12 protein-coding genes are annotated in these 11,219 nt (G+C 73.1%); 6 read left to right on the top strand and 6 right to left on the bottom strand.

All coding sequences use genetic code 11. The features are described from left to right. Positions 1–109 precede the first annotated feature (109 nt). From ACFXI4_RS22005 to ACFXI4_RS21990, 4 genes are all read right to left on the bottom strand, one after another. On the bottom strand, positions 110–355 hold the full coding sequence (locus ACFXI4_RS22005; RefSeq protein WP_384993417.1) for a hypothetical protein: 246 nt from the start codon (positions 353–355) through the stop codon (positions 110–112). Further along, complete coding sequence (locus ACFXI4_RS22000; RefSeq protein ID WP_384993414.1) at positions 352–1,218, bottom strand: oxaloacetate decarboxylase; 867 nt, start codon at positions 1,216–1,218, stop codon at positions 352–354. The genes ACFXI4_RS22005 and ACFXI4_RS22000 overlap by 4 nt, the downstream gene beginning before the upstream one ends. A 159-nt stretch (positions 1,219–1,377) precedes the next feature. Next, positions 1,378–2,028 (bottom strand): ThuA domain-containing protein, encoded by a 651-nt coding sequence (locus tag ACFXI4_RS21995; RefSeq protein WP_384993411.1) that lies wholly within the window; start codon positions 2,026–2,028, stop codon positions 1,378–1,380. Between the two features lie 31 nt (positions 2,029–2,059). Further along, positions 2,060–2,602, bottom strand: coding sequence for a membrane lipoprotein (locus ACFXI4_RS21990; protein ID WP_384993408.1), 543 nt, complete (start codon positions 2,600–2,602; stop codon positions 2,060–2,062). A gap of 98 nt (positions 2,603–2,700) precedes the next feature. Here ACFXI4_RS21990 and ACFXI4_RS21985 point away from each other — a divergent pair, with 98 nt between their 5' ends. Together ACFXI4_RS21985 and ACFXI4_RS21980 are read left to right on the top strand one after the other, a co-directional pair. Then, positions 2,701–3,333 (top strand): VOC family protein, encoded by a 633-nt coding sequence (locus ACFXI4_RS21985; protein ID WP_384993406.1) that lies wholly within the window; start codon positions 2,701–2,703, stop codon positions 3,331–3,333. Positions 3,334–3,384: 51 nt separating this feature from the next. Then, positions 3,385–3,783 (top strand): VOC family protein, encoded by a 399-nt coding sequence (locus ACFXI4_RS21980; RefSeq protein ID WP_384993403.1) that lies wholly within the window; start codon positions 3,385–3,387, stop codon positions 3,781–3,783. Here ACFXI4_RS21980 and ACFXI4_RS21975 read toward each other — a convergent pair. Both ACFXI4_RS21975 and ACFXI4_RS21970 read right to left on the bottom strand, forming a co-directional pair. Continuing rightward, positions 3,769–4,443: a helix-turn-helix domain-containing protein gene (locus ACFXI4_RS21975; protein WP_384993401.1), complete on the bottom strand. Its 675-nt coding sequence runs from the start codon at positions 4,441–4,443 to the stop codon at positions 3,769–3,771. The genes ACFXI4_RS21980 and ACFXI4_RS21975 overlap by 15 nt on opposite strands. A 24-nt stretch (positions 4,444–4,467) precedes the next feature. Further along, entirely contained in the window at positions 4,468–5,613 is a 1,146-nt protein-coding gene (locus tag ACFXI4_RS21970; RefSeq protein WP_384993398.1) for a YihY/virulence factor BrkB family protein, read from the bottom strand. A 151-nt stretch (positions 5,614–5,764) separates the two neighbouring features. On the opposite strand from ACFXI4_RS21970, the gene ACFXI4_RS21965 reads away from it, so the two are divergent. From ACFXI4_RS21965 to ACFXI4_RS21950, 4 genes are all read left to right on the top strand, one after another. Beyond that, entirely contained in the window at positions 5,765–7,408 is a 1,644-nt protein-coding gene (locus ACFXI4_RS21965) for an acyl-CoA dehydrogenase family protein (protein WP_384993395.1), read from the top strand. Between the two features lie 294 nt (positions 7,409–7,702). Then, positions 7,703–8,980 (top strand): GAF domain-containing protein, encoded by a 1,278-nt coding sequence (locus tag ACFXI4_RS21960; protein ID WP_384993393.1) that lies wholly within the window; start codon positions 7,703–7,705, stop codon positions 8,978–8,980. A 214-nt stretch (positions 8,981–9,194) separates the two neighbouring features. Then, the gene (locus ACFXI4_RS21955) at positions 9,195–10,529 is read left to right on the top strand and encodes a hypothetical protein (RefSeq protein ID WP_384993390.1); all 1,335 of its coding nucleotides are present in this window, start codon (positions 9,195–9,197) and stop codon (positions 10,527–10,529) included. Between the two features lie 42 nt (positions 10,530–10,571). Further along, positions 10,572–11,162, top strand: coding sequence for a GNAT family N-acetyltransferase (locus ACFXI4_RS21950; protein ID WP_362719485.1), 591 nt, complete (start codon positions 10,572–10,574; stop codon positions 11,160–11,162). Positions 11,163–11,219 lie beyond the last annotated feature (57 nt).

Below are 11,219 nucleotides of genomic sequence, written 5' to 3'. Positions count from 1 at the left end.
CCCGCGCCGCCGCCCCCCCCCCCCCGCCCCCCCCGGCGTGGTTCGCCGCGGGGGGGCCCCCCCGCCCCCCCCGCCCGCCGGGCCGGGGGGCCCCCCCCCGGCCGGTCATTCAGTCGTCGTCGCTCTGAGGCAGCTCACCGCGCAGCGCCCGGATCGCCTCCACGGCGCTCCCGTCGTGGTCGCTGCCGGCCGTGCCCCGCCCGGCCTGGACGTTCGCCGTACGGTCCACCTCCAGGATGGAGTCGGCGTTGGAGTTGTCGATCACGGTGATCAGGCTCCCGGCCGCGTGCCCGGGGACCGCGGCGGCGCCGAGCAGCGCCGCCGCCACCGCCACCGCCGTCGGCAACCGCGTCACACGCCCACGCCCTCGGGCTCCTCGAGCCGCTCCCGGGCGATGTTGCGTTCCAGCAGGGAGGTGGACGCCTTGACCCCTACGCCTCCGGCCGCGTCCACCGCGGGCAGCCGGCCGTCCGCCGCCCTGAGTCGGCCCAGCGCGCTCTCCATGGCCTCGTGCGCGGCGAACAGACAGGGGGTGGAGTAGATGGCGACGTCGACGCCGAGCTCGTCCAGTTCGGTGAGCGAGAGCCGGGGTGACTTGCCGCCGCCGATCTGGTTGAAGAGCAGCGGCTTGTCGCCGACGACCTTGCGGATGCGGCGGATCCACTCCTCGCTGCGGACCCCGTCGACGAGGATCACGTCCGCGTCGGTGGCGGCCAGCCGCTCCGCGCGGTGCAGGATGTCGTGCTCGTCGGTGGCGTCCGTGCGGGCCACCACCACCAGGTCCTGGCGGGTTTCCAGGACCTTCTCCAGCTTGTCCAGGTACTCCTCCAGGGGCAGCACCTGCTTGCCGTCGGCGTGCCCGCAGCGGCGCGGCCGCTTCTGGTCCTCCAGGATCACCCCGGAGGCGCCGATCCGCTCCAGCCCTTCCACGACGTGGCAGGCCACCTCGGGGTCGACGTACCCGTCGTCGATGTCGACGAGGAGGTGGTGGTGCGGGAACGCACCCCGCAGCCGCTGGACGAAGGCCACCATGTCGGGCCAGGCGATGAATCCGATGTCCGGCAGGCCGTAGTACGAGGCGGCGAAGCCGAAGCCCGAGACGAACATCCCGTCGTAGTGCTTGGCTGCGATCGACGCCGAGTACATGTCGTACACGCCGATCAGCGGGGTGGTCCCCGGCCCGGCGATCTGCTCGCGCAGCTTCTTCCCGTAAGTCAAGGTCCGGCTCCTCCTGTGGGTGGGTGGCGCGGCGGCTCCGTGGCCTCCGCGTCTCGACAGCCCTTTGCCAAGACAAGAGCATCTATAGATACGCACGTGACTATCTGTGTGCGCGAGCTTTACTCACCCCAATGGTGGATCGAGTTCACCGGAGAAACGTCACTGGCCGAGCCGAGCGGCCCAGGCGAGCCCCCCGTGCAGATGGGTCAGGAAGCCGGGATCCCGGTAGGCCTCGGGGGCATGGCCGAGTGCCGTGAAGAACACCCGTCCGGCCCCCTGCTCGCGGCACCAGGCCAGTGGATGGTCGTCCCCCATGGTGCCGCCGTCGTACGACGACTCGTCGGCGCGCAGCAGCACCCGTACCCGGCCGCGCGGGTTGTCCCGGAAGTCGTACCACTCGTCGGTGAAGTCCCAGACCGCCGGGAGCCGCCGGGTCGCGGGATGGCCGTGGTCCTCGACGAGCACCCGGCCGGGCTGGTACTCCGGATGGCGGTCGAAGCGGGCGCCGAGGAGTTCGCCGTAGTACGGCCAGCCGTACTCGGTACAGGCCGCCGCGTGCACGCCGGCGAAACCGCCGCCCGCCTCGACGTGGGCGGCCAGCCGGTCGCGGCCCCGCGGTGTCAGGATCTCGCCGCTGGTGGAGAGGAAGACGACGGCCGCGTACCCGTCCAGCGGCTGCTCCAGGGCGGCCGGGTCCTCGGTGACGTCGACGTCGAAATCGGTGAACTCCCCTACGGCGGCGACGGCGTCGGGGATCGAGTCGTGGCGGTAGCCGGTGGTACGGGTGCACACGAGCAGTCGAGGGGCCATGACCGCATGGTCGCCCATGGCCGCCGGCGGTTCAAAGGCCGGGCGTCGGAACGCTGTTGTCGGGTGCGCCGTCGCCGTTGGACGGCAGATCGCCCCGCTGCACCGGCTGGTCGTCGGTGAAGGCCGGGTCGGGCGTGGGCAGCAGGGTGTCGAGCTCGCCGGCGGTGGGCCGGTGGACCGCGCGCACGGCCTTGGCGAGTACGGCGCCGGAGACGCCGCCCTCGCCTTCGAGCCACACCACACAGTCCTTCTCCTTCACCTCGTACTTGTGCTGCCCGGCGTAGCGCAGGTGGTCGGTGTAGAGGTGGATGACGGCGCCGGTCCCGTCCGTGTACGCGGCGGAGAAGCCGTCCGCGCCCTGCACCCCGACGGACTGCCGGGCGAGCGTGAACCCCGGGGCCCCGGTGACGTACACCAGGTCCGGGTTCATACCCGACGCCTCGGCCCTGGCCGCGAGTTCGGCCGGGTCGGCGGGCGAGCCGGAGTCGCCGGGGTCCGCCTTCTCGGTACCGCATCCGCTGAGCAGGGCGGCGGCCAGGAGCAGGGGCGGCAGGACGCGCACGGCACGGATCATGCGCCCATCGTGCCGCACGGGTGTGCCACGGGCACCCGGTTTTCCCGGTCGCCCCGCCACCTGTCCGCCCCCGCCGGACAGGCCCTAGGCTCGCCTCGATGAACGCCACCCCGCCCCTCCTCGACCACCTGGTGCTCGCGACCCCCGACCTCGCCGCGACGGTCGCCGACTTCGCGCGGCGGACGGGTGTGACGCCGGTGCCCGGCGGTGCCCATCCGGACCTCGGCACCCGCAACCATCTGGTGTCGCTGGGCGGCACCGGCTACCTGGAGATCATCGGCCCGGACCCGGAGCAGTCCGTACCGCCAGGCGCCCGCCCCTTCGGCGTCGACGGACTCACCACGGCCCGTACGGTGACCTGGGCGATCAGCCCGCCGGACCTGGACGGGGCGGTCGCGGCCGCACGGGCCCGGGGCTACGACCCCGGCACCCCGCGTCCGATGAGCCGCCGGCGCCCCGACGGCACACTCCTCGAGTGGCGTCTGACCGACAGCACCACCGCGCATCCCTCGGGCCTGGTGCCGTTCCTGATCGACTGGGGTTCCTCGCTCCACCCGACGGCCTCCGGGCTGCCGCTCACTCCGCTGCTCGCGCTCTCCGCGACCGTCCCCGACCCCGCGCGGGTCCGCCCTCTGCTGAGGGCCCTGGGCACGGACCTGGTCCTGACCGAGGGACCGGTGGCGTTCTCCTTCACCGTCGACACCCCGCGGGGGGCCGTGACCTTCTCCTGAGTGTCCGATTCCTTCAAGACCGGCGCCACGGCCCGTGCCTACGGTGACGTCATGACTCCACGATTCGCCGTGATCGGCCTGGTCGTCTCCGACCTGGCCGCCTCCCTCGCCTTCTACCGTCGCCTGGGCCTGGAATTCCCGCCCGGCGCCGAGGAACAGCCGCACGTCGAGGCCGAGTTGCCCGGCGGCCTCGTCCTCGCCCTGGACACCGAGGAGACGGTCCGCTCCTTCCACCCGGCCTGGCGCCCGCCGGCCGGCGGCGGCCGGGTCGGGCTCGCCTTCCGCTGCGGATCACCGGCCGAGGTGGACGCGGCCTACGAGGACCTCGTCGGCGCCGACCACCACGGCGAGCTCAAGCCGTGGGACGCCTTCTGGGGCCAGCGGTACGCCACCGTGCACGACCCCGACGGCAACGGCGTCGACCTGTTCGCCCCGCTACCCGCCGAGTAGCCCGGTCACCGGCAGTCCGGCCAACTCCCTCACCTCGCGGGACAGGTGAGGCTGATCGGCGTACCCGGCCCGGACCGCCGTCTCCGCGAGCGGCACCCCGCTCCGGGCGAGCGAGAGGGCGCGCTGCATCCGGAGCACCCGGGCGAGCGTCTTGGGCCCGTAGCCGAACGCGTCGCGACTGCGCCGGTGCAACTGGCGGGCACCCAGGCCGAGCTCGTCGGCGACGGCGCCCACAGGACGCCCCGCGTCCAGCGCCTCGACGAGCCGCTTCAGCAACGGGTCGGCCGGCACGTCCCGTTCCAGGGCGATCCGCTCCAGCGCGGCGGCGGGGTCGGCGGCGGCACCGACGCGGCCGCGCAGCCGTCGTACCACCGCGGGCGGCCACAGGTCGGTCAGCTCCACGCGGCGGTCGAGCAGTTCGTGCGCCGGGACGCCGAGGACGGCGGGCGCGGTGCCCGGGTGGAAACGGAGGCCCACCCACACGCCCCGGGCGCCCTCGGTGACGTACGCGCGCGTGTCGGGCCCGGCGACCAGCAGCCGCCCCTCGTGCCAGAGCAGATCCATGCACCCGTCGGGCAGCACCCGCCCGGCTCCGCCCTCGCCGGGTCTGTTCACCCAGACGACGGCACCGGGAAGCCGGGACACCCGCTCCTTGTACACGTACGCCAGCCTAGACGCGCCCGTTCAGCTGCCGTCAGGCTTGCGCGGCGGATGGCTGCTCTTCACATGCGTACGCAACCGCGCCGTGACGTCCTCCGGCGGCAGGAACCGGGACCAGCGCTCGGGGAACTCCGACGGCATGTCGGGGTCGTCGGGGTCCCCCGGGTCCGCGTCCCGGGCCGCGGCCGCGCGGGCGACGTACTCGGCGACCTGGACCTCCCGCAGCCGCTCGTTGGCGGCGCGCGCCGCGGCGGTGGCCGCGGCCGGCCACACCCGGTCGATGGCGGCGTTCATCGCCGCGCCCACCAGCACGGCGAAGGCGGACACACCGATCCACAGGAGCACGGCGACGGACGCGGCGAGCGAGCCGTAGATCGTCGCGCCCTCGACGGTGTTGGTCAGGTAGATGCGCAGCAGGAAGCTGCCGAGGACCCACATGGCCAGGGCCACCAGGGCGCCCGGCACGTCCTCGATCCACGGCGAGCGCACCGGCACGGAGACGTGGTACAGCGTGGTCAGGAAGACGATGGACAGCACGATCACGACCGGCCAGTACAGGACCTGTACGACCGTCTCCGACCACGGCACGATCCGGACCACCGCGTCCGGCCCGGCCACCATCAGCGGCAGCGCCACCGAGCCGATCAGCAGGGCCGCGACGAACAGCAGGAAGGAGACCACCCGGGTCTTCACGATGCCCCGGACGCCGTCGAGACCGTACATCACGGTGATCGTGTCGATGAAGACGTTCACCGCGCGCGAGCCCGACCACAGGGCGAACAGGAAGCCGATGGAGATCACGTCGGGGCGGCCGCCCCGCATCACGTCGTGCAGGATCGGCTCGGCGATCTCCCGGACACCCTTGTCGGACAGGACGGTCCGGGAGGCGTCCAGGAGGTTGGCCTCCAGGCTGGCGATGGTGTCGGCACCGGTCCAGTCGTCGACGTAGCCGAGCAGGCCGATGAGGCTGAGCAGCAGCGGCGGCACGGACAGCAGCGTGAAGAAGGCAGCCTCGGCGGCGAGGCCGAGGATGCGGTACTCCATGCAGGAATTGACGGTGTCCTTGACCAGCAGCCAGGCCGTCCTGCGCTTGGAGACGTTCCGGTAGAGGGCCCTGGCCCGGTGGAGCCGGCCGGAGGGCCGCTCGGGGGTATCGCTTGCAGGCTGCACGCCCTAACGGTATCCGTCGTCCGGCGCGGTACTCATCTTCCGGGGGTCCCCGAGCGATCTTCCGGACCCCACGGGATCTTGCGCGGCGATCGGGGGTACCCCTGTGTCACGCTGGAGACCACCGCCGTCGCCCCCGGTTAGGTTCGCAGACATGGCAGGCACCACCACCCATACCGTGACCAACCAGCCGCCCCCGCTGGTCGGATACGACCTCTTCGCCGCCGACCACGCCCTCGTCGAGGCGGTGGCCCGGCACACCGCCCCGGAACTGCTCGACGAGGTGCGCGCCGAACTGTCGTCGATCGGCGTCTCGGCCGGTTCGGCGCAGGTCCAGGAGTGGGGGGCGCAGGCCAACGAGCACCCGCCGCGACTGCGCACCCACGACCGCTACGGCCACCGCGTCGACGAGGTCGAGTTCCATCCCGCCTGGCACCGGCTGCTCGGCAAGGGCGTGGGAGCGGGTCTGACCACGGGCTGGGTACGGCCGTCCGGGCACGTCCGGCGGGCGGCCGCCTTCCTGGTCTGGACCCAGGCCGAGGCCGGGAACTGCTGCCCGCTGTCGATGACGAACGCGGCGGTGCCCGCGCTGCGCGCCGACCCGGAGCTGGCAGCCGTATGGGAGCCGCTGCTGACGTCCGTGATCTACGACCGTGAGCTGCGGCCCGCCGCGCGGAAGGCCGGCGCCCTCTTCGGCATGGGCATGACGGAGAAACAGGGCGGCAGCGACGTACGCGCGAACACGACCGTCGCCGCCCCGCTCGCCGAGTCCGGGACGTACGCGCTCACCGGGCACAAGTGGTTCTGCTCGGCACCGATGTCGGACGGCTTCCTGGTGCTGGCCCAGGCACCGGACGGACTGACCTGTTTCCTGGTGCCGCGCGTGCTGGCGGACGGCACCCGCAACGTCTTCCTCCTCCAGCGGCTCAAGGACAAGCTCGGCAACCGGTCGAACGCGTCGGGCGAGGTGGAGTTCGACCGCACCTGGGCGCGGCGGGTGGGTGAGGAGGGGCACGGGGTGCGGACCATCATCGAGATGGTCGCCGCGACCCGGCTCGACTGTGTGGTGGGCTCGGCGGGGCTGATGCGGCAGGCGGTGGCCCAGGCCGTGCACCACTGCACGCACCGTGAGGCGTTCGGCGGCAGGCTCGCCGACAAGCCGCTGATGCGCAACGTCCTGGCCGACCTCGCGATCGAGTCGGAGGCCGCGACGGCGCTCGCACTCAGGCTGGCCGCCGCCTACGACGACGGCGGCGAGGCCGAACGCGCCCTGCTGCGGCTGGCGCTGCCGGCCGCCAAATACTGGGTGACCAAGCGCTGTGCGCCGGTCGCCGTGGAGGCCGCCGAGTGCCTGGGCGGCAACGGCTACGCGGAGGAGTCGGGGCTGCCCCGGCTGGTGCGCGAGTCACCGCTGAACTCGGTCTGGGAGGGCGCGGGAAACATCCAGGCCCTGGACGTCCTCAGGGCGTTGCAACGCGAGCCGGGGGCGCTGGACGCCTACCTCCAGGAGATCGGCCGGGCGCACGGCGCCGACCACCGGCTGGACCGCGCGGTCAAGGACCTCTTCTCCGAACTGGCCGACCTGGAGGGCATGGAGGCCCGGGCCAGACGCCTCGTGGAACGCCTGGCGACGGTGCTCCAGGGCTCCCTGCTGGTCCGATTCGCGCCCCCGGAGGTGGCCGACGCCTTCTGCGCGTCACGACTGGCCAACGACTGGGGTTCCTCCTTCGGCACCCTGCCCAAGGGCCTGGACCTGACGGCCGTGGTGGACCGGGCCCGGGCAGGCGTCCCGGCCTGAGGCGCACGGGGGTGGTGCTGCGCCGACACGGCACCACCCCCGCTCCTTCGGCCCATGTCAGGCCACCGACGCCGAAGCGTCGGCTCAATTTTCGGCCACCCGCGGTCCGTTCACCAGGGTTGCAAGGGGTTGCAACATCTCGGTGTCTGTGGACGGACTGTGTGCCTCCGGCACGGGAGAACGGCAGTATGAGACGCGCAGCCGGACCGGAAACCGCCGCCCGGACGGCTTGACAACACACTTCCACACCTTTTCCGAGGACTGTCCGGGAGGACCTCAGTGGGGAACCCGCCGATGGACGTGGCGCGACTCGCCGCGGTGGACGCGGCGCAGGCGGCGCGGTTGCTGAGCGAACTGCGGGAGGCGAGACTCGCCGGGCAGCGTGCGCGGATCGCACCGCGGCCGGTGATCGAGCAGTCCTGGGGGCGGACGCTGCGCAGCGGTGTCGACCCCGACCACGACTTCGGTGCGGGGCCGCTCTCCCCCGACGAGGTACGGCGCAGGCGAGAGGAGTCACGGCTCAGGGACGTACTGCCGGTGTTGCGCGAGGGGTTGCTTTCGGTCGCCGACATCGCCCAGCACATCATGGTGGTGGCCGATGCCGAGGGCCGGGTGCTGTGGCGCGAGGGTTCCTCGCCGGTGCTGCGCAAGGCGGACGGCGTCGGCTTCGCACCCGGCGCCGACTGGCGCGAAGACGTGGTGGGCACCAACGGGATCGGCACCCCGGCGGTCGTGCGGCGCCCCGTCCAGGTCTTCGCCGCCGAGCACTTCGCCCGCTCGCTCACCTCATGGACGTGTTCCGGCGCCCCCATCACCGATCCCCGGGACGGCACGCTGCTCGGCGTGGTCGACATCAGTGGCCCGCTGGAGACCATGCATCCGGCCATCCTGGCCTGGGTGGACTCGGTGGCGAAACTCGCCGAGGCCCGGCTGCGGGAACTGCACCTGAACGCGCTGGAGCGGCTGCGCGCGGTCGCGGCGCCGGTGCTGGCCCGGCTGGCCGGGCGGGCACTGGTGGTGGACGCCGGCGGCTGGACGGCGGCGGTCATCGGCATGCCGTATCCGCAGCGGCTCGCGCTGCCCAAGTCCCTTTCGCCGGGCCGCCGCTGGCTGCCGGCGCTCGGGCTGTGCGCGGTGGAGCCGCTGGCCGGGGGCTGGCTGCTGCGGGGGGTGGACGAGCCCGCACCGGCGGGCGGCGGCCGGCTGGTGCTCGACCTGGCCCGGCCACGCCGGCCCTCCGTGACGGTGGGCGGCGACGCCTGCTCGTGGTCCCGGGAACTGAGTCCCCGGCACGCCGAGTTGCTGTATCTGCTGGCGGTGCGGCGCGCCGGGCGCAGCGCGGCCGGGCTGGCCGAGGACGTCTTCGGGGACGCCTCCAGGACGGTGACCGTGCGCGCCGAGATGTCCCGGATCCGGCGCTATCTGGGGGCGCTGCTAGAACACCGGCCCTACCGGTTCCGGGAGGACGCGGAGATCGAGGTGCTGCTCCCCGCCGACCCGCACGACCTGCTGCCCTGCTCGAACGCCCCGGCGGTGGCAGCGGGCAGAGGGCCGGGCCCCCGGTCCCGCTGAAGCCGCGACGTGGCGTGCGGGCCGGCGTGCGGGTCCGCACCCCGGCGCCCATTCGACGCATCAGGGGCATCAGAGGAGGTATCTTCCGCATTTTTGCGGGGTCTTCGCGGTACGGGCGCCCCGACTGCCGTAGCATCCCGTTACGGGCATCACCAACTGCTCCTCGGTCAACGTACGGACCATGAGGCACAGTTGGCCCGCCTCGGGAGGACACATGAAGCATCGCGGCAGACACCGGCGGCGCAGGCGGGGCACGGCACTGCGTGCGGCCCTGGCCGGGGCCGCGCTGGCACTCACCGCGACCGCCACGATCGTCAGTGCCTCGCAGGCCACGGTCGCCGAGGACCCCGGCGCGCTGAAGCCGCTGACCTCCGCCGCCGACACCGGGCGGCTCCAGCTTCAGGAGAACCTGGTGCCGCGCCGCTCGCTGGACCGGCTCGCCTCGGCGATGGGCGGCACGATCGGAGTCGCCGACATACTGGAGGACGCCGACCACAACCTGCGCACCGCGGCCGACTGCGACTCCGCCGACCGGGACTCGCTGCCGGTCACCCCGGAGGCCACCGCGGCGTACTGCTGGGACCCCTCCGACACCCTCACCGACGACTGGCGCCCGGCCTCGGTGACCACCTCCTCCGACGCGGACGACGACGGCCTGTGGGGCGCCAACCGGGTCGTCCTGGCCGGCTGGACGCACAGCGCCGACAGCGGCCCTGCCGCCTCCCGGGGCCTGGCCAGGGTCGCGGTCGTGAACGAGAACGACCCGGCACACCCCTCCTACTCCTGGGTGCTGCTGACCGTACCCAGCGCCGACGGCCGTACCTACCGGGGGCTGGCCTCGCAGATCTCCGGCATGGTCTGGTACGAGGACAAGCTGCTGGTCACCACCACCCCGGGCAGCGCCGACGCGCTCTACGTCTACGACCTGAACCGGATCCAGCGCACCTCCGTGCTGTCCGCCGCGATCGGCCGGGTGCGCGGCGGCTGGTCGGCCGACGGCTTCCGGTACGTGATGCCCGCCGTGGGCTCGTACCGGTTCACCGCCGGAGCCTGTTCCGAGACCGGTGCGCCCTGTCCCAGCGCGCTCGCCGTGGACCGCGGGACGGCCCCGGACAGCCTGGTCCTGGGCGAGTGGACACCCGCGGACAGCGATCAGCGGGCCCGGCTGTGGCGGTACGCGTTCGACGAGAACCCGAAGCACGACGGACCGCTCGCCACCGACCCCGCGGGCCGGGCGGACGCGGTCGAGGCGTACCGGACCGGGGCCTCGGAGATCCGGGGCGTCCTGGCGTACCGCCCGCCGGGGGCCACCGCCTCCGAGTGGTACGTCGGCCACCTCCCCGGCGCCATGGACGGGCACGGCAGCCTGTGGCGCCAGGACACGAAGGGCGCGCAGGCGGCCCGCTGCGGCTCGGACGCCTCGCACCGCTGCTGGGGAGAGAGCACCGGCTCGCTCTCCTACGCCTCCGACACCGGCGAGGTGTGGTCGCTCACCGGTCGCATGCTGTTCTCGGTACCGCTGCGCTCGATCGACGCGTCGCTCGGATAACGGACGTCGACACGGCCGGGGCCGGGATGATTGCCTGGCCCCATGAGCAGCATCGTCGTGACCACCTGGTCCCTGGAGCAGACCTCGTCCGCCGACCTCCTCCCGGCCGCCGTGCCGGAGGGCGGCACGGTCGGGGTCGTGCGCTCGGAGATCCCCTCCCCCGAGTTCAGCCGTTTCCTGTACGCCTCGGTCGGCGGCGACATCCGCTGGACCGACCGGCTGGGCTGGACGTACGCCCGATGGCGCGAGCACCTGGAGCGGCCGGGCGTGGAGACCTGGGTCGGCTACGACCGGGGCACCCCGGCCGGCTACGTCGAGCTGGAACCGCAGGAGGGCGGGGTCGTGGAGATCCTCTACTTCGGCCTGGTCCCGGCGTTCCGCGGCCGCCGGATAGGCGGTCACCTGCTCTCCCACGGCGCCGCACGCGCCTGGGACCTGGCGGACCGGTGGCCCGGGCTGCCGCCGACGAAGCGGGTGTGGCTGCACACCTGCAGCCTGGACGGCGAGCACGCGATGGCCAACTACCAGCGGCGGGGCTTCCGGCTCTTCGACACGAAGGTCGAGGAGGAACCGGACGTCTCGGCCCCGGGCCCCTGGCCGGGGGCCCACCCGGATCCACGGCCCGCGGCGTGACCCACACCATCGCGTCTCAGTATTCAGAATAGATCCGTCCGAATCACGGACGATGGT

Origin of the sequence: Streptomyces sp. NPDC059224, assembly GCF_042754285.1 — a bacterium.
In the GTDB taxonomy this organism is placed as follows: domain Bacteria; phylum Actinomycetota; class Actinomycetes; order Streptomycetales; family Streptomycetaceae; genus Streptomyces.
Note: the sequence above shows the minus strand (reverse complement) of the source record. Positions and strands in the feature narration are given on the sequence as shown.

Excerpts from the sequence above, each read along its gene's own strand:
- ACFXI4_RS21995 (WP_384993411.1), bottom strand. The coding sequence starts at position 2,028 with ATGGCCCCTCGACTGCTCGTGTGCACCCGTACCACCGGCTACCGCCAC.
- ACFXI4_RS21990 (WP_384993408.1), bottom strand. The coding sequence starts at position 2,602 with ATGATCCGTGCCGTGCGCGTCCTGCCGCCCCTGCTCCTGGCCGCCGCC.
- ACFXI4_RS21985 (WP_384993406.1), top strand. The coding sequence starts at position 2,701 with ATGAACGCCACCCCGCCCCTCCTCGACCACCTGGTGCTCGCGACCCCC.
- ACFXI4_RS21980 (WP_384993403.1), top strand. The coding sequence starts at position 3,385 with ATGACTCCACGATTCGCCGTGATCGGCCTGGTCGTCTCCGACCTGGCC.
- ACFXI4_RS21965 (WP_384993395.1), top strand. The coding sequence starts at position 5,765 with ATGGCAGGCACCACCACCCATACCGTGACCAACCAGCCGCCCCCGCTG.
- ACFXI4_RS21960 (WP_384993393.1), top strand. The coding sequence starts at position 7,703 with ATGGACGTGGCGCGACTCGCCGCGGTGGACGCGGCGCAGGCGGCGCGG.
- ACFXI4_RS21955 (WP_384993390.1), top strand. The coding sequence starts at position 9,195 with ATGAAGCATCGCGGCAGACACCGGCGGCGCAGGCGGGGCACGGCACTG.
- ACFXI4_RS21950 (WP_362719485.1), top strand. The coding sequence starts at position 10,572 with ATGAGCAGCATCGTCGTGACCACCTGGTCCCTGGAGCAGACCTCGTCC.